Source organism: Marivirga tractuosa, from assembly GCF_042140215.1.
Lineage (GTDB): Bacteria > Bacteroidota > Bacteroidia > Cytophagales > Cyclobacteriaceae > Marivirga > Marivirga tractuosa_A.
Window position 1 is genome coordinate 3,199,985 of sequence record NZ_CP159478.1, and the last position, 23,017, is coordinate 3,223,001.

The 23,017-nt window shown below is 35.5% G+C and carries 26 protein-coding genes and 1 pseudogene; 9 read left to right on the forward strand and 18 right to left on the reverse strand.

Translation table 11 applies throughout. The features are described from left to right. Window positions 1-36 precede the first annotated feature (36 nt). The 10 genes from ABWH96_RS14395 to ABWH96_RS14440 all read right to left on the reverse strand — a co-directional run bounded on the left by ABWH96_RS14395 (window position 37) and on the right by ABWH96_RS14440 (window position 6,442). The gene (locus ABWH96_RS14395) at window positions 37-417 is read right to left on the reverse strand and encodes an ester cyclase (protein ID WP_375578216.1); all 381 of its coding nucleotides are present in this window, start codon (window positions 415-417) and stop codon (window positions 37-39) included. A gap of 5 nt (window positions 418-422) precedes the next feature. After that, on the reverse strand, window positions 423-1,370 hold the full coding sequence (locus ABWH96_RS14400) for a ring-cleaving dioxygenase (protein WP_375578217.1): 948 nt from the start codon (window positions 1,368-1,370) through the stop codon (window positions 423-425). Between the two features lie 48 nt (window positions 1,371-1,418). Beyond that, complete coding sequence (locus ABWH96_RS14405) at window positions 1,419-2,021, reverse strand: alpha/beta hydrolase (RefSeq protein ID WP_375578218.1); 603 nt, start codon at window positions 2,019-2,021, stop codon at window positions 1,419-1,421. Window positions 2,022-2,144: 123 nt separating this feature from the next. Further along, window positions 2,145-2,531, reverse strand: coding sequence for a HEPN domain-containing protein (locus tag ABWH96_RS14410; RefSeq protein WP_375578219.1), 387 nt, complete (start codon window positions 2,529-2,531; stop codon window positions 2,145-2,147). After that, the gene (locus tag ABWH96_RS14415) at window positions 2,528-2,848 is read right to left on the reverse strand and encodes a nucleotidyltransferase domain-containing protein (protein WP_375578220.1); all 321 of its coding nucleotides are present in this window, start codon (window positions 2,846-2,848) and stop codon (window positions 2,528-2,530) included. Before ABWH96_RS14415 ends, ABWH96_RS14410 begins: the two co-directional genes overlap by 4 nt. Window positions 2,849-3,080: 232 nt before the next feature. Beyond that, window positions 3,081-3,470, reverse strand: a complete 390-nt coding sequence (locus ABWH96_RS14420; RefSeq protein ID WP_375578221.1) for a PIN domain nuclease — start codon at window positions 3,468-3,470, stop codon at window positions 3,081-3,083. Continuing rightward, window positions 3,467-3,661 (reverse strand): type II toxin-antitoxin system VapB family antitoxin, encoded by a 195-nt coding sequence (locus ABWH96_RS14425; RefSeq protein WP_375578222.1) that lies wholly within the window; start codon window positions 3,659-3,661, stop codon window positions 3,467-3,469. Before ABWH96_RS14425 ends, ABWH96_RS14420 begins: the two co-directional genes overlap by 4 nt. A 61-nt stretch (window positions 3,662-3,722) precedes the next feature. Next, window positions 3,723-4,775, reverse strand: coding sequence for a maleylacetate reductase (locus ABWH96_RS14430; protein ID WP_375578223.1), 1,053 nt, complete (start codon window positions 4,773-4,775; stop codon window positions 3,723-3,725). 4 nt (window positions 4,776-4,779) lie between these two features. After that, window positions 4,780-5,556, reverse strand: coding sequence for an IclR family transcriptional regulator C-terminal domain-containing protein (locus ABWH96_RS14435; RefSeq protein ID WP_375578224.1), 777 nt, complete (start codon window positions 5,554-5,556; stop codon window positions 4,780-4,782). A gap of 19 nt (window positions 5,557-5,575) precedes the next feature. After that, a complete protein-coding gene (locus ABWH96_RS14440) occupies window positions 5,576-6,442 on the reverse strand; it encodes an intradiol ring-cleavage dioxygenase (RefSeq protein ID WP_375578225.1) in 867 nt (288 codons plus the stop codon). A 91-nt stretch (window positions 6,443-6,533) separates the two neighbouring features. Between ABWH96_RS14440 and ABWH96_RS14445 the strand changes: the two genes are divergently transcribed. The 3 genes from ABWH96_RS14445 to ABWH96_RS14455 are packed head-to-tail and all read left to right on the forward strand — an operon-like array spanning window position 6,534 to window position 9,631. Further along, window positions 6,534-7,733 (forward strand): FAD-dependent oxidoreductase, encoded by a 1,200-nt coding sequence (locus ABWH96_RS14445; RefSeq protein ID WP_375578226.1) that lies wholly within the window; start codon window positions 6,534-6,536, stop codon window positions 7,731-7,733. Continuing rightward, a complete protein-coding gene (locus ABWH96_RS14450; protein ID WP_375578227.1) occupies window positions 7,726-8,283 on the forward strand; it encodes a hypothetical protein in 558 nt (185 codons plus the stop codon). Before ABWH96_RS14445 ends, ABWH96_RS14450 begins: the two co-directional genes overlap by 8 nt. Window positions 8,284-8,287: 4 nt before the next feature. After that, window positions 8,288-9,631 (forward strand): 3-oxoacid CoA-transferase, encoded by a 1,344-nt coding sequence (locus ABWH96_RS14455; RefSeq protein WP_375578228.1) that lies wholly within the window; start codon window positions 8,288-8,290, stop codon window positions 9,629-9,631. A 70-nt stretch (window positions 9,632-9,701) separates the two neighbouring features. Here ABWH96_RS14455 and ABWH96_RS14460 read toward each other — a convergent pair whose 3' ends face one another. The 7 genes from ABWH96_RS14460 to ABWH96_RS14490 form a co-directional block, all read right to left on the reverse strand. Then, complete coding sequence (locus ABWH96_RS14460; protein WP_375578229.1) at window positions 9,702-10,676, reverse strand: ring-cleaving dioxygenase; 975 nt, start codon at window positions 10,674-10,676, stop codon at window positions 9,702-9,704. Between the two features lie 138 nt (window positions 10,677-10,814). Continuing rightward, window positions 10,815-11,132: a hypothetical protein gene (locus ABWH96_RS14465; RefSeq protein WP_375578230.1), complete on the reverse strand. Its 318-nt coding sequence runs from the start codon at window positions 11,130-11,132 to the stop codon at window positions 10,815-10,817. Between the two features lie 77 nt (window positions 11,133-11,209). Beyond that, on the reverse strand, window positions 11,210-11,791 hold the full coding sequence (locus ABWH96_RS14470; protein WP_375578231.1) for a Crp/Fnr family transcriptional regulator: 582 nt from the start codon (window positions 11,789-11,791) through the stop codon (window positions 11,210-11,212). A 137-nt stretch (window positions 11,792-11,928) separates the two neighbouring features. Further along, window positions 11,929-12,627, reverse strand: a complete 699-nt coding sequence (locus tag ABWH96_RS14475) for a hypothetical protein (RefSeq protein WP_375578232.1) — start codon at window positions 12,625-12,627, stop codon at window positions 11,929-11,931. A 6-nt stretch (window positions 12,628-12,633) separates the two neighbouring features. Beyond that, a complete protein-coding gene (locus ABWH96_RS14480; protein ID WP_375581490.1) occupies window positions 12,634-12,972 on the reverse strand; it encodes a nucleotide pyrophosphohydrolase in 339 nt (112 codons plus the stop codon). Next, window positions 12,972-14,609, reverse strand: coding sequence for an amidohydrolase (locus ABWH96_RS14485; protein ID WP_375578233.1), 1,638 nt, complete (start codon window positions 14,607-14,609; stop codon window positions 12,972-12,974). Before ABWH96_RS14485 ends, ABWH96_RS14480 begins: the two co-directional genes overlap by 1 nt. A gap of 387 nt (window positions 14,610-14,996) precedes the next feature. Continuing rightward, window positions 14,997-15,791 (reverse strand): AMP nucleosidase, encoded by a 795-nt coding sequence (locus tag ABWH96_RS14490; RefSeq protein ID WP_375578234.1) that lies wholly within the window; start codon window positions 15,789-15,791, stop codon window positions 14,997-14,999. A 67-nt stretch (window positions 15,792-15,858) separates the two neighbouring features. On the opposite strand from ABWH96_RS14490, the gene ABWH96_RS14495 reads away from it, so the two are divergent. Next, window positions 15,859-16,302: a type I restriction enzyme HsdR N-terminal domain-containing protein gene (locus tag ABWH96_RS14495; RefSeq protein WP_375578235.1), complete on the forward strand. Its 444-nt coding sequence runs from the start codon at window positions 15,859-15,861 to the stop codon at window positions 16,300-16,302. A gap of 503 nt (window positions 16,303-16,805) precedes the next feature. Here the strand turns inward: ABWH96_RS14495 and ABWH96_RS14500 are convergent. Continuing rightward, window positions 16,806-17,630, reverse strand: a complete 825-nt coding sequence (locus tag ABWH96_RS14500; protein ID WP_375578236.1) for an aminotransferase class IV — start codon at window positions 17,628-17,630, stop codon at window positions 16,806-16,808. 93 nt (window positions 17,631-17,723) lie between these two features. Between ABWH96_RS14500 and sdaAB the strand changes: the two are divergent. From sdaAB to ABWH96_RS14525, 5 genes and pseudogenes are all read left to right on the forward strand, one after another. Further along, window positions 17,724-18,402, forward strand: a pseudogene (sdaAB, locus tag ABWH96_RS14505) (L-serine ammonia-lyase, iron-sulfur-dependent subunit beta). 16 nt (window positions 18,403-18,418) lie between these two features. Continuing rightward, window positions 18,419-19,849 (forward strand): TolC family protein, encoded by a 1,431-nt coding sequence (locus ABWH96_RS14510; protein ID WP_375578237.1) that lies wholly within the window; start codon window positions 18,419-18,421, stop codon window positions 19,847-19,849. A gap of 2 nt (window positions 19,850-19,851) precedes the next feature. After that, the gene (locus ABWH96_RS14515; protein ID WP_375578238.1) at window positions 19,852-21,129 is read left to right on the forward strand and encodes an efflux RND transporter periplasmic adaptor subunit; all 1,278 of its coding nucleotides are present in this window, start codon (window positions 19,852-19,854) and stop codon (window positions 21,127-21,129) included. A 262-nt stretch (window positions 21,130-21,391) separates the two neighbouring features. After that, entirely contained in the window at window positions 21,392-21,574 is a 183-nt protein-coding gene (locus ABWH96_RS14520; protein ID WP_375578239.1) for a hypothetical protein, read from the forward strand. Continuing rightward, complete coding sequence (locus ABWH96_RS14525; protein ID WP_375578240.1) at window positions 21,571-23,010, forward strand: hypothetical protein; 1,440 nt, start codon at window positions 21,571-21,573, stop codon at window positions 23,008-23,010. The genes ABWH96_RS14520 and ABWH96_RS14525 overlap by 4 nt, the downstream gene beginning before the upstream one ends. Window positions 23,011-23,017: the final 7 nt, after the last annotated feature.

The following is a 23,017-nucleotide window of genomic DNA, read 5'->3' on the forward strand; positions in this document are numbered from 1 at the left end:
TGTTTTAACGGAAATTGAAAAGAATTTAAATCAAGTTTAATACATCTTATTTGGGTTTGCAGATTTTTCAGGAATCTGCTGAATACTATCCCAATGCTCTACAATTTTTCCGTTGTCATCGAAACGAAAGAAATCCATGGTAACATATTCAGCATCACCTTGCCATGTTTGATGGGTATGAAGCCCCACTAGATCATTTTCAGCAACTGCTCTCACAAATTCTACATTTTTATTAGGATACTCTTTTTGCATCCGTTCAAAATAATCTATAAATCCTTGAGTTCCATTAGCTACCACAGGATTATGTTGAATATACTCTTGTCCCACGTATAACTCCACAGCTTTTGCAGGATTCCCTTCAAAAGCTGTTTTGTAAAATTCGATGGCATTTTCTTTATTTTGCTCTAGTCTATTCATTGGAATTATTTCTCATAATCCATTAAACCCGCTTCAATTTTAGCTCTATGTGGTTCCTGCCAATCTGGTAATTTTAATGAGCTCCCTAATTCTTCATTAGTTTCATCTATCAAAAAGCCTGGACCTTCAGTTGCCACTTCAAAGAGAACACCACCTGGAATTCTGAAATAGATAGATTCAAAGTATTTTCTATCTTTCACTTCGGTTACTTTTAAACCTAACTCATTCACTAAGTAATCCCTTATTTTTAAGGAATCTTCCAGTTTCTCAACTCTGTGTGCAACATGATGCACTGTTCCAATGCCGTTTTTTCCTTTCGGTAACTCACCTGCATCCATTACAACTAATGAATTACCTGCCCCACCAATGCTGGTGTTCAACTGAACGAAATTTTCTTCTCTGGCTGTTTCTTCATATCCAAATACTTGAAGGAAATTTAAAGTCTCTTTCACATCCGCAATGGCTAAAACCACATGATGAATACCGATGATGTTTTCTTTTTCCGAAATATCATCTGTTTTCCAAACAGAACTTCTTTTATCATCAGCGTCTTCAATAATGGCCATATTTAAACCTGAAGGATCTTTAAATTGAAGCTTTTTTTTTCCAAAGATTTGAACCTTCGAAAAGTCTATTTCATGATCTTGTAATCTCTTTTCCCAAAAAGATAAGCTGTTTTCAGGTGCTGAAAATACGGTTTCAAAGACCTGACCAGCTCCGATTACTCCGTCTCTCACCCCTTGTCCTTTGTATGGAAAAGTTGTAAAAATGGTAGATGGAGATCCAATTTCATTTCCATAGTAAAAATGATAAACATTTTCATTATCGAAATTAACCGTCTCCTTAATCAAACGTTGACCTAATATTTTGGTATAAAAATCATAATCCTCCTGTGCATCGTTAACCGTTGCCGTGATATGATGTAATCCTTTTATAATTCCCTTAAAGTTCATTTTCTGATATTTTATAATGAGGTTAACATTTCATTGACTTTCTGAATTTCATCCTCGCAAATAATATGGTCCGATCCCCTTATAAACCCTTTTATCTACTTTAGCACCCATTGGGGCTACCACCTCTTCCGACTCATGTAGTCGGTGTTCTGGAATATGATGGTCAATGTTGCTACAGCCTATAAAAATCTCCGTGCCTTGAAAATCTCCGCTGTAGTTGCTTTTTTCAATATGCGGACCAATCAAACCTCCACTCAAAACCGCAATACCTGCATATTTTTGAGCATTTCTAGTTGTATATTCTAAATTGAGGCAGGCTCCTTGCGAAAATCCTAAAATAAATATTTTATCATTCGAAATACCATATTCATTCAAATGCTTGATAATAGTATCTAGGTTTTCCAAAGCAGAATCCAACCACGGTTGATTTTCGCTCCAATCTTCCATAAATCCTTTTGGATACCAGGTATTATTAGTGGCGATAGGATAAATTATAGCAGTATCATCTGCTATGTTCAGGCTCTTTACTATTTCCTGCATTTTTGAAGAATCATCTCCCCTACCATGCGTCATAATGATAGCACTTCTGGCAGCATCTAAAGAAGCTCCCTCATAAATAGTATTTTGAAAAAGGTGTAAATTCTCAGACATCATTCAATATTTAATACAACAACAATATATGTATATACAACTATTTTTACAAGGTAAGGTTTTGAATAATTAAAAAACTACTTGCAGAATATTAAAAAGAAAAAAGTTTCTTTTTGAATAAAATTAGTCAAGATATTCTTCTATTGATTTAATTAAATCAGTAACAGGTTGAAAATAAGGTGTTACTTTTTCTTCAGTAAAATCGAATAAATCAGAATAATCTCCCTTTTGTCTCCAAGTAAATAATTGAGAATATATTCTACCTATTTCAGTTGTGAATAGTCCCGTTTTAATGAAATGTTCCGAAAATTTACTTTTAGCTCCATTATGAGTAGTAGAATAATGATTATCTTTTAATAATAAAGCTGTGACTGCATAATAAGCTGAATAATAAAGCCTGTTAATAGCAGAATTCCATCTATTATTGCGAGCTAATAACCTCGCATCCTCTAGAGTTTCCTTAGCACGTTCCAGACGATATTTTATCAAATCTTGGTTTGAGCTACTCATTTAATTCTAATACCTTCATTTAAAATACTGTTGTAGAGAGGAGTGATTTTATATTTATCTTCCCATTCTCTTTTTGAATAAATTAAAGGGGAAATTATTTGACCGGTTTCTAATTCTATATCATAGAATTCATCCATCATCTTTGTTTCAGTGGTAAAAGGTACTTTATCAGAATTCATCAAAACTAGCAAATCCCAATCAGAGGAAATAGAAGCATTTCCTCTTGCTTGCGAACCAAACAAATAGATTTCTGCATCAGGATACTTCTTATCTGAAAGACGTTGAATTTTATTAATTATACTTTCCTTCTGAGTCATATTCTAATATACGATATTTTAACAATTAAATCTATATCATAAATCACCCTATTAACCAAATAAAAAAAAAAGGATGGTGAAGAATGTAAGAACACCTGTAAAGAAATTTCTAGGGATTACACTTTCATTTTTTTCATCCTTCAAATAAAACTGGTAACTCCTTTTAAATCCAAAAAGACTACAGCGAATCAAAGTACCTAGCATTTCTAATAAATGTATTCCTGCCATTTCTTCAAATACTTTTAAGATTGAATAGTGTTATAAAAGGCTCGAAATTTTTATGATTTTGCAATAGGCTAATATTATTTTCGATACAAAAGGTAGCAATAAAAACATCTACTGTTTTTCTAATAGTCACTCCCTTTTTTCGTAGAATTCTGTAGTTATTAGCAGAAGATAAGGCTATTTCCTTTCCACCTATATTTTTAAAAGGAAATACATTTAAGAGTTCTTTTGCTTTTATGTACGATTTATCATCAGAAAAGCCCTGTAAAACTTCAGCATAGATTAAATCACCAATAACAAACTCTTCTCTTCCTAAATTGGAATAAAGAAAATCTGTTTTCTGATTATAAACACCATTAAAATAATCAATCCAAACAGATGAGTCAATTAAAATCATTTATCAGTTCTCATTTGGTCTAAATCACCTTCCCACTTCAATTTACCTCTAAATGATTTTAATTTTTCCTGTTCCTTGAGACGTATCATTAGTTCCAAAGCCGCTTCAACTGTGGATTTTTTTGTAGTACAACCCGACAATTTCATGGCTCTCTGCATTATCTCATCATCTATTACAATATTTGTCCTCATAATGTGTATTATTTATTTAAATTTACACATTAATTTTAATAATAGTTCTAATTAAATAGAATTAACCTTCCAAACTCCCTTCATAAGCATGATGTAGCATATCTATTAATTTTGATTTCTCGAGTGGCGCTACATTCTCATAAGGTTTAGCCAAAACCGTTTCCACCGCTTTATCAATATCTTCTTTTTTAAAGCCTATGCTTTTTAAATCAGTTGGCCCTCCTGCTTTTGCTGAAAGTTCTTGCAATTTATGAGCAGGCTCAGTACCTAAAACTTGTACAAAATCGCTTTTTATTTCTTTGGAGAGGTACTCCCATTGGTAGTTTAACACAAATGACTGCAAAACGGTATGGACATAAGAATGCTCCAATTTAAATGAACCGCCTAACACATGAGCCATTTTATGATGTAATGACATGCTTACCTCACACAAACATTTCCCTGCCAAATAAGCTCCGAATTGAATATCAATATTCGCTTGTTCAGTCAGTTTTTGTTCACGAGCCACTTCCTCTAAACCTGATTTGATTTTTTCTACGCCAAGCAAAGCATGATGTCTGGTAACAGGATTTCCATTTGGTGCATAAATTGCTTCCATAAGGTGAGCCATAGCATTCATTCCACTAGTTACGGCTAGACTTAAAGGTAAGCCAGAAGTCAATTCTGAATCATACACCACAACCTTTGGCATTACATCCATAGATTTCCCTGTGGTTTTGCCTTCTTCTGAACTAATTCCCCAAATGTTGGTTTGCTCTGAACCAGAATAGGTAGTAGGGACTGCCACAATTGGCAATTTGGTTTCCAATGCTAATGCTTTGGCTAAACCTATAGCTGAACCTCCTCCGAATGCTAATAAAACATCTGGCTTTTCTTCCTTCAATTTCACCATGGCTTTATCTACCAAAGATTGAGGAACATGCTGGATGATTTCAGGAAAATAATAAAGTTTATCTTTTCCTAAAGCATCACTTACTGAATTGATTTGAGAAGCCCAACGCTCCTCTCCCATCGCCATTACTTTTTTGTAATCGGCTAAAATAGTAGGCAATTCAGCAGTTTTACCTTTTCCAAAAAATACTTGATTAGGATATGATGTATATGTAAAGTTCATGATTTTATAATTTATGTAATGCGCTTTCAATTTGTGCCACAGTGCTTTTCAAATGAGGTAAGTAGGTATCCAAAATTTCGTCCTTACTCACTCTGCTAGCATGTCCACTGATATTCAAAGCCGCTATTGTTTTTCCATTCTTATTTTTTAGTGGGCAGGCGATTGACCTTACCCCAATTTCTAATTCTTGGTCGGCCAGTGCCCAACCTCTATCTCTTACCAATTGTATTCTTTCAATTAATTTTTCCTTATCTGTAATCGTATTTTCAGTCAACTTTTCAATTTCTAATCCTCTTATGAAATCTTGCATTTCTGTATCTGGAAGGCCAGCCAATAATACTCTCCCCATAGAAGTTGCATAAACTGGAAGTCGTGTTCCAACACCCAAGGAAATGGTCATGATTCTATTTGTCTGAACCCTTGCGACATACACTATATCATAATTATCTAAAACTGACATAGAGCACGATTCATTGACTTTTTCAGCCAAACTTTGCAAATAAGGTTTTGCCAACTCTTGATAAGGTAATGCAGATAAATATGAATATCCTAAAGTTAATACCTTCGGACTCAGACTAAATTGCTTACCATCTATACATTGCACAAAACCCAAATATTGAAGCGTAAGTAGAATTCTCCTTGCATTTGCTCTTGTCAAATCTACTTTTTTAGACACTTCGGTTAAGGTCATTTGTGCGTTATCTGCATCAAAAGCACTAATTACTTTCAATCCTTTTTCTAGAGATTGAACAAAGTCTGATTTTTTTATAGTTGGCTCCATGATGCAAATATGCAGAATATTAGGCTTTTCTGGCTAATTTAAAATCATATTCCACATCACAAAAAGCAGATTTAAAGCCCCATTTTTCCGCATCCGCCTCATTTTCATTTAATGGGAAATCTAAAATTAAAGACTCTTTTACCCCGAAAACAGCATCAGAATCCAAATATTCATCACCTTCTACAAAAATATGGGTGATTAAAGTCTGATATCCTTCGGCTTCTATCCAGAAATGAATGTGAGCTGGTCGCATCGGATGCCTGCCCGAAGCCCGTAAAACTTCCCCCACAGGACCATCGGTTGGCACTGGATATGGAGAAGGTTTGATAGATTTAAACCAAAACTCTCCTGTTTCATCTGTTGTGAAAATCCCTCTTAAATTCATTTCAGGTTGACTAGCATCTTGAATATCATAAAACCCATCATCATTAGATTGCCAAACATCAATCTTTGCGTTTACTATTGGGTTTCCATTTGGATCTAATATTTTTCCTCTGAATAAAGCTGGCTCGCCTGTCTCCACCTCTTTTCCCCTTGCAATATTATCACCCATTTTCATTTCCATGGCAAGTGCATGAAATGGACCCGTTACGGTGGTTTCTGTCTCATCTTGTGATGTTCTGTGGTTGATAGCATCCACTAACATGGAAACGCCTAAAACATCAGATAATAAAATGAACTCCTGTCTTTTATCATCGCATTTTTTACCAGTCCTAGTTAGGAAATCTATGGCTTTGAACCATTCTTCTTCGGTAGGTTCCAAATCTTTAATGAATGCGTGAAGATGTTTAATCAATTTAGTCAATACCTCTTGACTTCTTTTATCTTCACTTTTTATTCGCTCTAAGACGATATCGGTTAGGTTTTCTTCAGTTAAATTCCTCATTATATTTTCTTTTGTAAACAATAATTTGGTAATATTGTTTTATTAATAAACAAATGTACGATATATAAACTTACATACAAAACAATTTATAATGCTAAATCCTAAATATGAAACCGATGTACTTATAGTAGGAAGCGGTCCAGCTGGCTCCACTACTTCTGCACTTTTAAGTAAATATGGCGTAAAGAATATGGTCGTCACCAAATATGGTTGGCTAGCCAATTCTCCCAGAGCTCATATTACCAACCAGCGTGCTATGGAAATATTTAGGGATTTGGGCATTGAAGATGAAGTAAAGGAGAAAGCCGTTCCGCAGGAATTAATGGGCAATAATGTATTCTGCACAAGTTTGGCCGGTGAGGAATTGGGGAGATTATATTCTTGGGGAAATCAACCCAACAGAATGGCTGACTATACACTTGCAAGTCCTACTAAAATATGCGATATACCCCAAAATTTGGTAGAACCCATCATAGTTGGAGCTGCAGCCCGCAATGGTTCTAAATATAAATTTGATACAGAATACCTAAGTCACGAACAAGATGAAGAAGGGGTGACAGTTCTTTGCAAAGACAGACTTTCCAATGAAGAATTTACCATCAGAGCGAAATATTTGGTAGGTGCAGATGGCGGAAATAGTAAAGTCGCTGAAAACTTGAATCTACCATACGAAGGTGAAATGGGAGTTGGTGGCAGTATGAATATCGTTTTCAAAATGGATTTGACCAAATATGTTTCGCATAGACCAAGTGCCCTTTATTGGGTGATTCAACCCGGTTCTAATGTAGGCGGTATCGGAATGGGCTTAGTCAGAATGGTAAGACCCTGGAATGAATGGCTGATTGTTTGGGGATATGATATTAATGATGGACCACCAGAAGTGAATGATGATTTAGCAAAAGACATTGCCATTAAATTAGTGGGGGATGACAGCATTCCAATTGAAATATTGCAAACCTCTACTTGGACTGTAAATCATTGCTATGCCACTAAAATCTCTGACGGAAAAGTATTTTGTATGGGAGATGCTATTCATAGACATCCGCCTTCGAATGGATTGGGTTCCAACACATCCATTCAGGATGCTTTTAACTTAGCCTGGAAATTAGCCATGGTGGTTAAAGGAGAAGCCAAACAAAGTCTTTTAGATTCTTATCAAATAGAACGCGCTCCTATTGCGAAACAAATTGTGGACAGAGCGAATAAAAGTATAGAAGAATTTGGCCATTTTTCAATCATTAGGTTTGGGAGACAATATCGAACCCGAGCAAATGAAAGCCAATATGGCTAAATTGAAGGATAACAATCCAACATCTGAACAACAGAGAGAAGATTTACGAAAAGCAATCGCTTTGAAATCCTATGAATTTAACTGCCATGGAGTGGAATTAAATCAAAGATATAATTCAGAGGCGATAGTTTCAGATGGAAGTGGTGAAGAAGAATATTTAAGAGATCAAGAATTATACTACCAAGCCTCCACCAGACCAGGCACACATTTACCACACGTTTGGCTAGGTGATAACGGACATAGAATTTCCACCTTGGACGTTTCCGGAAAGGGTAAAATGACTTTATTCACTGGAATTGGTGGGGAAGATTGGATAAAATCTGCTGAAGAATTAAGCAAAACATTAAATATAGAAATCGAAACTGTACAAATTGGCCCTGATAGAGACTATACCGATTTATACGGAGAATGGGCAGAAATCAGAAACATCAAAGATTCAGGTTGCTTACTGATAAGACCTGATTATCATATTGCTTATAGAGCAACAGAAGTGAGCAATAATTCAAAAGAAGCATTACAAAACGCACTTAACCAAGTCTTAGGACTATAAAAATATGAAAACTGTACCCATTATATCAGCACAAGAAGCTGCATCTAAAGTAAAAAATAATGATACCATTTTATGCGGAGGTTTCGGTATGACAGGCGCACCTGTTCACTTATTGCATGCTCTTGCAGAAACCAGCATAAAAGGTTTAACATACATTGGAAATAATGTGGGCGAACCCGGATTAGGTGGTGACCGATTATTAACCAATGGTCAGCTTAAGAAAATGATTGGCTCCTATTTTACCAGCAACCCCAATGCGGTGAAATGGGCACAAGATGGTAAAGTAGAATATGATTTATTGCCACAGGGCACCTTAGGTGAAGCCATTAGAGCTGGCGGAATGGGAATTGGTGGCTTTTTCACTCCCACTTCTGCTGGAACCGTTTTGGCTGAAAAAATGGAAACCAAAATCATTAATGGAATTGAGCAGGTTTTTGTAGAAGGAATTAGAGGAAATGTGGCTTTTATCAGAGCCTGGAAAGCGGATACTGCAGGAAATTTGACTTACCGAATGACTGAGCAAAACTTTAATCCAGCTATGGCTACCGCTGCTGATATTGTGATTGCAGAAGTAGAAGAAATTGTGGCAGTGGGTGAATTAGACCCGAATCAAATCCATACCCAAGCTTGTTTTGTGGATTTCTTGGTAGAAGCCAAATTACAAAAAGAGCATTTGGGTTCTTCTGCTTCAGTTGGAAGTAAAAAGGCCAGTGAAGATAGGTTGAATATTGCGAGAAGGGCATTGAAAGAATTGCAGAAAGGAGATATCGTCAATCTTGGAATTGGGATTCCTACTTTAGTGGCTGATTTGATTAAAGAAGAAGACGGCATCATTCTCCATACTGAAAACGGAATGTTAGGCGTTGGCCCCGAACCTGCCGATGGTAGCGGAGCCATGACAAATCCTGTAAATGCAGGGAAAATACCCGTTACAGCAGTAAAAGGTGCCAGTTATTTTGATACAGCTACCTCGTTTGGCATGATTAGAGGTAAACATGTAGATGTGGCCATTATGGGTGGATTGGAAGTAGATGAAAAAGGAAATTTAGCCAACTGGGCTGTTCCTGGAAAACCTCTACTAGGAGTAGGCGGAGCGATGGATTTAGCTTCCGGTTCAAAAAAACTCATTATTACGATGAACCACAACAATAAAGATGGTAGTCCGAAGTTGGTAAAATCATGCGAATTACCCATAACCGCTATGAATGCCGTGGATATGGTCATTACCGATAAAGCCGTTTTCAAAATAGGTGAATCTGGTTTTGAGTTGGTGGAGTTAATGCCTGGAGTAAGTTTAGAAGAAGTAGAAAAGAGTACTGGGGTTGAGTTTTTGAACAACTTAAACTAGAGATCAAATAAAAATCCCAAATAAATTCATTTGGGATTTTTAAAACTTTCTTATTCAAAAATTGTAATTATCAGTCCTTCAAATAATGAGGTACCGTAATTTTCTCCAAAGGCTTAATTAATTCCTCCCTTCTATCCTCGAAGAATGGAGGCAGTAATAATTCATGACCTAATAAATCTTCTGGCTCATCTACAGCAAATCCTATGTCAGAAGTCGCAAATTCAAATAACTGACCACCTGGAGTTCTGGTATAAATTGAGTGGAAATAGTTTCTATCCTTAATTTCAGTCACATCCGTATAACCTGTTCCTTCAATGTAGGCTTTTAATTCAGCACTTTGCTCATCATTGGCTGTGGCAAAAGCAATATGATGCGGAATTCCGACCCCGAAAGTCCAGCTTCCTTGCGGTAAATCTGGCTGATGATGTAATTCTATAACTTTCCTTGCTCCACCATCTTTGATATGGTAACGGTGATATTGACCTTCTTGCCCTACTTTGTTAAAGCCAAGCGTTTCAGTTAGGTACTTATCCATCATCTCTACTTCTCTGACAGATAAAACCGCACTGTGAAGTCCTCTGATTCCATTTTCTTTAGAGATTTCATCCGTTTCCCATGCATTTCTATTATCATTGGCATCACCAAAAACACCAATTCCAACTCCTGACGGGTCTTCAAAATGAATCATTTTTTGACCAAATCGCTCCAAGATTCCTGAGTTTTTCACTTTATGATTATCCAAATGCTTTTTCCAGAATGGTATTGCATCAGGATGAACAGAAAAGCCAGAAATTTCGATTTGGCCAGAACCTTTTTTACCGTAAACTCCTGCTTTTTTAAATGGGAAAGTAGTCCAAACTGAACCTACCTCTGCATCTGCATTGGCATAATATAAGTGATATACACTTGCTGAACCATCAAATAAAACTGTTTGCTTAATCATTCGCATCCCCATTACTTGGGTTACGAAATCAATGTCTTCTTGGGCACTTCCTACACTCACGGTTAAGTGGTGCAAACCCGTAATATATTCGTTCGGATTCATAGTAATAAAATTTTAATTTATAAGTATGAATATAACCAAAGAAGATCGAGGTTGTTCTACTATTTAAACAAATGTTTACTATATGAACATAAATCTTAAGTTAGTTTAAGATTGCGGTATTTGAGTTATTGGAAAACTTCATATTTTAAGTGTTTCTGCCATCAGTTCATCTGCTTGGTCCCAATCCATATTGACAATAGCTATAGAATATAAGGTAGGCATATCTTTACCATATTTTTCTTTTAGCAATAAATCGATATCATTAAAAAGAAGTCCTTTAGTCTTTCCAATAACCAACGTTTGCGGACGAGTTTCATAAGTTCCATCTTTTAATCGCTTACGCATCTTTGCTTTTTCAATCATTAATGCATTGAGGATTAATTTTCTTTCAATAAGCAAATCTGTTATTTCGATTGCTTGTTGTTCCGTGTTAGTTACTATATGAATTAAAACCATATTTTTGGAATTTAAGGCTAAAGATTATTTAAAAGAATTCTAAATAAAACGCCTTTTTCTATGATTGGTTCAAAATTCTAAGATTGTGCCAATTTTCGTTTGAGTTTGCTGAGAAATTCTGGAGTGATACCCATATAAGAAGCAATATACTTTTGAGGAACTATTAATTCAAGTCGTGGATGGAGCTTAACAAATTCCAAATACTTTTCTTCGGCAGTGTATGAAATATTTCTGATAATGCGCTTTTGATGGCTGATTAGGGCATTTTGAAAAAGCTTTCTAAAATAACTTTCAAAGACAGGGTGATGTTGATTAAGATCTTCAAAGTTTTCTTTATTCAATAGGTAAACTTCTGCAGGAGTTAAAGCTTTGATAGCATAATTAGATGGATGCTTATTAAAAATAGCATCCAAATCCCCTGTCCACCACATTTCTTGACCAAACTGAATAGCATGCACATGTTCACTTTGATCTTTAAAATACGTCATCAAACAACCTGATTGAATTAAAACGAAATGAACTTTTTGGTCCCCTGTTCGAATCAGATGCTCGTTCTTTTGAAGTGATGTAAATTCTGCCTTTTGAAAGAAATAGTCTAAATCAGCATTACTTAATTCTGCTTTTTCCTTAAAATCTTCAGCTATTTCTTCTTTTTTCATCTCTAAAAATAATGCCCTTTCTAACTATCTTTATTTAACTACAGTTATCATATAGTTAATTGTCAATTACTTTGAAGTATAATTTTGAATGCTCACTAGTTGTTAAACCAACAAGCAAATCCTTTAATTCTTCAGAATCAGACATTTTTTTTCCACATTAATTGGTTTGCCTTGTCTATGTAATCATCATATTCGATGCTATTCATTTCTGCTGAAACTTCAGGAATTTTTTGATTAAATGAGGCCCAAACTGTTTTCTCAGGATTAGAATATTTCTCTTCAAATACTGCTTGAAAACATAGTGCTTGAAGGGCAACGGACTCATAGCTTTTCGTCTGCCCATAAATTTCAGGAAACTTGCTTTTACCAGCACACAATTTCCAGCCAACATTTCCCTCTTCAGTAGCGGTAGCAAAAAACAATCTCGAACTCAAGCTTACTAAGCTGTCTATATTGATTTGATGTTTGTCTTTGAATTTTTCAGGATAGATAAATAATTGTATTGCTATAACTATATCCTTATCCTGCTGGGTGAAACTTATAAAATCCTTATGAACTTCTTCAGGACTTTTAGTAGAAAACTTAATAGAATCAGGAATCTTTTCATCTATCAAGTTCCACTGAAGAAACCCCAAAGCAAGTTCATTTTCATGCATAAATTGAAAATATGGGTTTTCTTCTGATAATCCACCATTTAAATCTACTTGCCAAGAATTATTTGCTTTTTGTTCAAGCATATAAACAGACTCTATAAATTTCCTTGTGGGTAATTCTTCTTGATCTGCAGTACATCCAGCAAAACTTAATATAAATAAGATTATAATTAAATTTTTCATGATAGTCTATTTCAATTTCTCATTACCCTTATGCCTGTCCTTATCCCGCTTAGTTTTCTTCTCAATATTTTTCTGTAAGGCATCAGTCAAGTCAACTCCTGTTTGATTAGCCAGGCAAATCAATACCCATAACACATCAGCCATTTCATCTCCTAAGTCAGCATCCTTATCGCTTTCTTTGAAGGACTGCTCACCATATTTTCGAGCCATAATTCGAGCCAATTCCCCTACTTCTTCAGTCAGTATGGTCATATTGGTAAGTTCATTGAAATATCGGACGCCTACGGTCTTTATCCATTCATCTACTTTTTCTTGAGCCTCTGCTATGGTAATCTCTTTTTTCATCATTTCAATTTAAAAACTTTCTCTCCAGCAGAATGCGTCTGAATTACTTTTGTATCTCTTAATTCCTCTACTGAGACTTCCATAATATCTCTATCCAAAATCACAAAATCAGCCCATTTTCCTTTTGCGATACTTCCTTTCTCTTTTTCTTCAAATTGTCCGAAAGCAGCCCATGAAGTCATTCCTTTTAAAGCTTCTTTTCTACTTAAGGCATTCTCAGGCTGAAAACCGTCTTCAGGCAAATTATCATCATCCTGACGGGCAACAGCTGCATGAAATCCATAAATTGGATTAATATCTTCTACGGGAAAATCAGATCCCAAGACCAGCTTTCCATTTTGCTTCAATAGTTCTTGATAAGCGTAGGCATTTTTCACTCTCTCCTCTCCCAGTCTTTCATCCGCCCAATCCATATCGGAAGTAGCATGAGTCGGTTGAACGGAGGGTAAAATATTATAATCCCCGAATTTACTAAAATCGTTATCATCCAAAACCTGAGCATGTTCTATTCTCCACCTTTTATCATTTTTACCTTTCAAATACTTTGCATAAATATTGGTAATGGCTCTGTTTGCAGAATCACCTATGCAATGCGTATTCATTTGAAAATCCTTAGCAAAAATCACTTTTGCCAGGCTGTCAAAAACTTCTGGTTCACTTCTTAAGAAACCGTAATTATCTTCATCATCAGCATAAGGCTCCAGTAAACTAGCACCTCTAGAACCCAAAGCACCATCACCATAAATTTTAAATGAGCGTACGTTTAAATAATCAGTTTTATAGTGCCCATTACTGAAATAGTATTCCATGTTTTCAGGAGTAGGATTTATCATAGCATAAATTCGCATTTTCAAAAGACTATCCTTCTGCATTTCATCCAATAAATCAATTTGAGATTTATCTAATCCCGCTTCTGCTAAAGAAGTAATGCCAACAGCAAAACAATTTGCTTCTGCTTGTTGGATCAACTCTTTCTTTTGCAATTCACTCATTTCAGGCATTTTATCGCTCAATAAGTTCATCGCATTATCGATCAAAACTCCGCTTGGTTTGCCATTTTCCAATAATATTTCACCACCTGAAATTTTTGTATTGGCAGTTATCCCCGCCAAATCCAATCCTTTTTGGTTGGTCAAAACGGCATGGGCATCTATCCTTCTTAACATCACTACCTTATCAGGAAACAAAATATCTAGAGTATCTTTAGTAGGGAATTTTTTACCCTCCCAATTATTTTGATCCCAACCTTGCCCTAGTAAAACGGGTTCATCCGGAAATTGCTCAGCATGTTTTTGCAATCTTTGAATCAATTCATCAAAAGAAGCAGTACCAAATAAATCTACATCACCTAAATCCTTGGCATAGCGCACGAAATGTGCATGTCCGTCAATAAATCCAGGAAATACGGGAGCTTCCATCAAATCAATTTCCTCATTAGCCTGATATTGATTACGAATGTCTTTGGAGCTTCCAATAGCTACAAACTTTCCATCTTTTATGGCAAAAGCTTCTGCCTTATCAAAATTTGCATTGACAGTATAAACCGTTCCATTAAAATAAATTGAATCTACTTTTTCTCGACTGGAACAAGAAGATATTATTAAGATAAGGGTTAAACTGAGTAAGAGTTTATTCATTTTTATGATTGGGTTTTAAACCTGTCAGGTTATGGAATTAAAATGGTTGGTGTGCCACTAACCATAGGGACACCTTCAATGCTATTAAGTTAAGAAAATTTCCTTAACGAGTTTTTCGCTACAGCGAAAAACCTTTTGTTTTCTTTTGTCTCTTATGTGGTGAAGTGTAAGGTTTACTTTCCAATTAACAGTTGCACATTACTACCACAAAAGTAACAAAAGAACATAAAAAAAATAACCAAGGTTATTTTTTTAGGATTACAGTTAACCACGTGCCATCAAAGCTTAACTTAATAGCATTCGGGAAACCTTCCCTGGTCGGTGTGCCACCGACCAATATTTAATCCAGACAAACCTGACAGGTTTCGATAATTAAGTAAATTAAAATCAATCCTGATCGAATAATGTTTCAGTAAACTTCAAATGTTTTACTGATTCACCCGAATTTTTTAATTCAATTAAGGAATCTATCCCAATTTGAAGGTGATAATTCACATAGCTACCCGTTACTTTTTGATCACTTTGAGCTGTTTTCACTCCCTCTGGAGTCATTGGATTATCAGAAACCAATAGCAAAGCACCTCTTGGAATACTATTAACAAAGCCAACTGAAAATATTGTAGCGGTTTCCATATCTACAGCCATCGCTCTAATTCTTCTTAAATAATCTTTGAATTCATCATCATGTTCCCAAACCCTACGGTTTGTGGTGAAAACTGTCCCTGTGTAATAATCCCTTTCATGCTTTTTAATCATAGAAGAAACTGCTCTTTGCAAGCGAAACGATGGTAAAGCAGGTACTTCAGGTGGCATATAGTCATTGCTCGTTCCTTCTCCTCTTATTCCCGCTAAGGGCAAAATCAAATCACCGATTTTTGATTTCTTTTTAATGCCTCCACATTTCCCTAAGAATAAAACTGCTTTGGGCATAATAGAAGAAAGTAAATCCATAACTGTAGCTGCAACGGAGCTTCCCATACCAAAATTTATAATAGTAATACCTTCAGCGGTAGCAGTTTGCATAGGCTTATCTCGACCTTTAATCTCGACATTGTATTGATCAGCAAACATTTCAACATAGTTAATGAAATTGGTCAATAAAATATAGTCACCAAATTCATCAAGGCCAGTTCCAGTATAACGTGGCAACCAATTGTCAACGATTTCTTTTTTTGTCTTCATTTATGAGTTTTGATTAAATAATTGTCAGTAATTTGCAATTCATTTGCCACAAAGTTAAGCGAAACTAATGCAAAAATTAAACCTTCCGCCTTATGATGTGAACTTGCGTAAAATGGATGGCAAGATACATATTTTTGATCCCATCAGGAAAAAGTTTTTGGTTTTAACACCTGAGGAGTGGGTTCGCCAGCACTTTATCCAGTTTTTGATTCACTATAAAAACTATCCTGCCAGCCTTATTAAATCAGAATCCGGATTAAAATATCATGAAAGGAAAAAACGAACGGATGTAACCGTTTTCAATAGAAAAATGGAACCGCTTCTTTTGATAGAATGCAAAGCACCTGAAGTAAAGATATCAAATAATACCTTTTCACAAATCGCAAATTACTATAGTCAGTTTCAAGCTAAATATATGATTATCACCAATGGAATGGAGCATTACTGTTTTAGACCTGATGCCAAAGAATTGGTTTTTGAGAAAGAGATTCCTAAGTTTTTGGATTTATAATCTAACTCCTCCCGTTTTTCACTGTAATAATAGAGTATTGAATTTTATTGATTTAAAGGCATTTTATCATTGCTTTTTGGTACCGCATAGAGCAGGGTTAATCATTATTCAATTAACAGTTATTGTAACTTAAGCTAGCCTATTGGCTCATACTTTTTCCATTGATGAAAAAGTATGTCGGCCAGAGGCTGACCAGCTATTGGCTGGCAATCCCGATACCTATCGGGAATAGGTGAAATGATGCTGCTTCCCACAAATGCCAACGCTGGCCCGCCATTTTACCCTCCAACCCGCCTTTTCGCTAAAGCGAAAATGGAGGAGTTAGCTATTAATAAACTCATCATGTTAATTCAATCTTATATTTCCTCTATTTAAATCAGGTATACCTTGTTCCTAAATCCTTTCAAATTATTTGTACTTTGGATAACTATGTTGTCCCAGTGAGTAAAGTAGGAAAGAATTGATTTTTGAGAAGGATATTCCTGATTTTTCGGATTTATAATCTACCACTTAAAAATCTCTTCCAATAACTTCAAACCTTCTGAGCCATCTCCCATTTTTGTCTTATAAATTTTCTGAATACTATTTACACCAGCTACATTAATGGTGAATATGGATAGTTTATTTGAAATTAATTCCTCAGGCAGCCACAGCACCTCTTTAATTTCCATATCAAACTTCTTTGCATTTTTAAATAAATACCTTCTACTTACTCCATTAATGCAACCAGTTTGCAAGGATGGGGTGTAGATTGTACGGTTCTCTAGATTTAAAAGATAAAGATTGGATGAAGATGCCTCTGCCACATAACCATCTTGATCTAATAAGATAATTTCTTCCAGTCCTCTTTTCTTCTTTTCAATACCTGCCATTACATAAGGTAAAGCTGAAATGGTTTTTAAATGGCTAAAAGCTGTTTTTTGCAAGAAAATTGTATCCGCTAACCCTACTTTATCAAATTTTCGAATTTTCTTTCTTTCAGCCTGATCAGCAGTCAACAAAAACTCAGCATCAAAATGATCGGGAGTGTATAAACCGCCAGCTTTTCTCCAGATATAGAGCTTCATTCTTGCAGACTGTCCCATTAACCCGTTCACTTCCAATAATTCCAAAAGTGTATTCTCCAGATCTTTTTTTGTAAAAGGGAAATTTAATTTTAAGTCATTTACACTTTCTGAAATCCTCTCCCAATGTTCATTTAAAAACATTATTTCTTTTTTTCGAAAAATTATAGTTTCGAAAATCCCATCTCCAAATTGAAATCCTCTATTTGAAACTTCCAAACTCGCTGATCCAGAGGGCGTTAAGTTACCATTGTAGTTAATCATACTTATTTCGCTTTTAAAACTTCCATTATCCACTCATCAATAATACTTTTGCCACTGCAAATAATTGTCTAATATTGGGTTTTATTTTGAATAATGGCAGAAAGAAGTAGCATTTTTGATATGATTGGTCCCGTAATGATAGGTCACTTCGAGTTCACATACCGCAGGAGTCGTAAGAATTGCCCGTGCAGCAGTAAAGGTTTTGGGAGGAATTCCTGATGAGGCTATTATCACTTTTTATAATTCTTTTGCTCGAACTTATGAAGGTCATGGCAGCGATAAAGCTATTGTTGCCGGATTATTAAATTATAAAACTGACGACATTAGGATAAAACAAGCTTTTGAATTAGCAGAGGAAGCTGGTTTACATTATACATTCAAATCAATTGGGAGTGCGGGGACTTACCATCCCAACACTATCAAATTAAATTTAACAAAAGGTGATCGAAAAGTTGAAGTAATAGGCGAAAGCTTAGGTGGTGGAGTAATCAATATTTCAAAGGTAAATGGATTTACTGCCAATATTTCAGCTGCATTACACACTTTAATTATTACTGCTGAAGATACACAAGGAAGTATCGCCTTTATTTCGAATATTATCAGTAACGATAAAGCCAATATTGCCACAATGAGTGTTTCCCGTAAAGGAAAACATGATATTGCTTGTTTGGCAATTGAAATGGACACAGGACTAAAAACAATTTCTCTTGAATACCTTAAAAACCTGGATTGGGTAATAGATGTTATCTATATCCCGGATATTGACATGTAAACTATTAATTAAAATTATGCTTAGAATTTTTATCATATTTATTTTCTTAACCATTGGACTAAATTTAAATGGTCAAGATAAATGGTCATTACAGAAATGTGTTGACTATGCATTGGAAAATAACCTGCAAGTAAAACAATCTAGCTTGGATGTTGAAAGTGCAGAAATCAATTTATTTGGCTCAAAAATGAATAACCTACCAAGTGTGAATGGTAGTTTAGGGGTAAACACATCTACTGGTAGATCTATTGATCCATTTACAAACACTATCATTGATAGAGGAATCAATTCTCAGAATGCTGGATTAAACGCAAGTTTGCCATTATTTGATGGTGGACAAAGATACAACAGCATTAAAAGAGATCAATATGGTCAGCTAGCATCGGAAAAAGACTTGGAAAGTGTTAAAAATGATGTCACTTTAAATGTGGTTACTTTTTATACTAATATTCTATTTAATAAAGAACTATTAGAGATTGCCAAACTTAGACTTGAAACTACTGAAATCCAAGAGAATAGAGTAGAAAAACAAGTTGAAATAGGTGCATTGGCACAGGCTGATTTACTGCAAATAAAACAACAAAAAGCTAATGATGAACTGGAAGTTGTGAGAGCTCAAAATAATTTAGATATATCTTATCTGCAATTAAAGCAAGCCTTACAGATACCAGCAGATCAACCCTTTGATATTGAAATCCCTGATTTACCTGAACCGAATCCTGAGGACTTGATGGAATCATCTTCCAATGTGTATCAATATGCATTGCAAAACCAACCTATTATTAAAGCAGCAGAATATAGAAAAGAAAGTGCAATAAGGGGAATTGGAGTGGCTAGAAGTGGTTACTATCCCTCTCTGAGCTTGAACGCAGGTATATCAACCAATTATTCTGATGCTGCACCAGAGCAATTTCCAGTTTTGGGATCTGAAAATATGACTGTCACTCGCCCTATCGGAGTAGTGGAAAACACTGGTGATCTTGTTGTTACTCAGCAAGAGGTTCCTTCTGAGTTTACTGAAAATACTTATTGGAATCAGTTGGATTTTAATCAAAGGCGGTTTGTTGGTCTTAGTTTGAACATCCCTATTTTTAATAAATTCCAAGTAAAAAATAATGTACAACAAGCAATTATCACACAGAAAAGAAGTGAATATCAATTAACATCTGTAAAGAACCAATTACAGCAAACCATCGAACAGGCTTATTTGGATGTGAAAGCTGCAGCTAAATCGTATGAAGCACTGAAAAACAGTTTTGAGGCTTCTGAACTTAGTTTTAAAAACGCAGAACAAAGACTAGAATTAGGAGCAACTGATGCTGTTGAATTCACTCAAATAAAAAATGATTTTGAAAGAGTAAAATCAGACCTCATCCGAGCAAAATACGACTATATATTTAAACTTAAAGTATTGGACTTTTATCAAGGGAAACCATTAAACTTTTAACCATGGCTAAGAAAAAATCATCTAAAAAAACACTTTATATCCTGATTGGGATTGTTGTTATCTTAATAATAGCAGCTATTATCGGTAAAAAATCAGGAGTGATTGGGCAACCCCCTTCTATTTCTGTTGAAGTGGAAGAAGTAAAGAAAAGGACTATAATTGAAAAAGTGAATGCCAGTGGAACAGTACAACCTGTGGTGGAAGTAAAACTCAGCCCTGATGTGGCTGGTGAAATTACAGAATTGGCTGTGGAAGAAGGTGATCCTGTGAAGAAAGATGACCTTTTAGTGAAAATCAGACCTGATAATTTTCAAAGTGCATTAGAAAGAGCAAGAGCTAATTTGAATCAGCAAAAAGCTTCATTGGCGCAAGCTGAAGCTTCTTTAGAACGTGCAAAAGCGCAACTAACTCAAGCGAAGCAAACTTTCGAACGTCAGAAGAAATTATATGAACAAAAGGTTATTTCAACAGCTGATTATGAAACAGCTTTAGCGAATTATCAAGTAGCAGAAAATGACAAAGTAGCTTCAGAAAAAAATGTATTGGCAGCAAGATATACTGTAAAAAGTAGTCAGGCGACAGTAGATGAAGCTAGCGAGAACTTGAGAAGAACTACCATTTATTCACCTGTAGACGGTACCGTTTCAAAACTAAGCGTTGAGCTTGGTGAGCGTGTTGTGGGTACACAGCAAATGGCAGGAACAGAAATGATGCGTATTGCCAATTTGAACAATATGGAAGTTCGAGTTGATGTAAATGAAAATGACATCATTAGAATTAATATTGGCGATACGGCAAACATTGAGGTCGATTCCTATACTTATATGGAGAAAGAATTTAAAGGTGTAGTGACTGCTATTGCAAATACAGCAAACGACAAGGCTTCGCAAGATGCTGTTACTGAGTTTGAAGTAAAAGTAAAAATACTCAATTCTTCTTATGAAGATTTAATTAAAGAAGATGGAGATTCTCCTTTTAGACCGGGCATGACGGCAAGTGTGGAAATCATGACAGAAACAAAAGAGGATATTTTAACTGTGCCATTAGCTTCAGTTACATTAAGATCTCCAGAAGTTGAGAAAGATTCTACTGCAAATGAAGAAGTTGATAAAAGAGAGCCGAAAAAAGAAAAGGAAGTTGTATTTGTTGTTCAGGATGACAATGCCGTTAAAATGACTGAGGTTGTTACTGGAATAAGTGATTTTGAATATATTCAAATTAAAGAAGGCTTATCAGCTGGACAAAAAGTGGTGAGAGGTCACTTTCTTAGCTATTTCTAAAACTTTAGAAGATGGGGATTTAGTGGAAGTAAAGAATAAAGGGAAGGTTAGAAAAGAAGAATAAAATAATTACATCTACAACAAAAAAGCAGTCATAATTGGCTGCTTTTTTTGTTTCTCATCTATTTGAATTTAATGATGCTGGAGTAAATTATTATTTAAGCGCTCCAACAATAATTATTCAAAAAAACCATTTAACAGCTATTATTATATAAGAAACGAACGTATATTTACGTTCGTAACGAACTAAATTAATTGCTAGATGAACAAAATAAACTATCCCATTAAAATAGGACTATCACTAATAGTCCTATTTAGTTCTTTGGCGTGTCAACCCGAAGAGGAATTAAACAAAAAGCCCACTTATATTTCTGAAGAATACTTAAAAGGCGAAAAGATCGTATTAGGTAAAAAATTGGAAAATCCGTATTCCATTGAAATATGAAAAAGGCTTTAAACAACTTACGCCAAAATGCCCGACTTGGTGAAGAGTTGGAAATTAACACCACACATCTTTACATTCGTTTTCTTCCAAGCGACACCATACAAACGATACAGTTAGAAGACGATAGCGCCTTGGTTTTATTTGACCATCCCTTGCTTTATGATATTGAAGTTATGGGACAATGGTATCACGATCCTGAACTTGAAGACCAAGCATTCACTTGGCTATATACAGTGGTGCCTGTGGACTATGAGTTTCCTGCCATTGAATATGAAGTGTTGGATGAACTATTTATGATGGATGGAGAAAATGATGATACACAAAATCGCATGCTTTATGATATATGGGACGCTTTAGAGTATGAGGCCCTAAAAATCACTAATAACTTGGATGAAGAGAGCAAGGCTAACGGCAGAAGTGCCTCAAAATGGAATCCATCTGGAAGAATTCAGGTTGAAGAGAGAACTGGATTTGGAACTGGTGTAGATAGAGGAGATGTTCCTGTACGTTATTGTAAAGTGAGGGCAAGAAAATTGCTTAAATGGGGGTCGGCTAACACAAGTGTTACAGACGGACGGTTTAGAATCTCTAAAAGTTTTAGAGGGGAAGTAAATTACTCTATTGAGGTAGAAACTGCTGGTCATAAAGTGACCGATTGGAAAGGTTTTTCCATAAATCTGAACGGGCCTAAAAGAAAAGGAGCCTGGAACCGGAACATTCCCTTTGGTAACGAATCAGTAGCTTGGAATAGCACCACCATTTTAAATGCTATATACCATTTTAGAACGCAAGCGTCTAGACATCGATTAAAATTACCTGGGGTTTTGGTGACAGCTAAAATAAGGCCCGTACTAAGAAGCGGGAGATCAAATGCTTTGGGTGTTGCGCGGCATATCCCCATCTCCCCCACCTTTAATGTCTTGAGAAATGATGTGAAAATTTATACTAGATTTGATAATGGTAATCGGCTTTTAACAGACGACTTGTATGAGGTAACCATGCATGAACTCGCACATGTTTCTCACTTTTTAAAATCACCCACAAATGCGATATTGAGTATAGGCATTGAAGGAGAAAGTTGGGCTACGGCTGTGGAGTATTATTTTACTTTACCGTATTATCCTGCTCAAGTGAATGGTTTGATTGACGAAGATAGAACAGGTATTGAGTGTTGTGGTGATGATAGTTGGAAATACACACCATACTTTATTGACCTGATTGATAATTCTAACCAAAGAAATGATAATAATGGTAATTTAGACTTTGCGGATGACGATGTTGAGGGTTATACTTTAGAACAAATTCAAGATGCATTGGACAGAAGAACCACTCTCTCGGGCGTTGCCACCCATTTACGCAATAATTATGTCAATTCAACTGAGAGTAGATTAACAGCTGTTACCAGTTTTTACAATGATATTAGAGAGGATAATTAATGAAGGC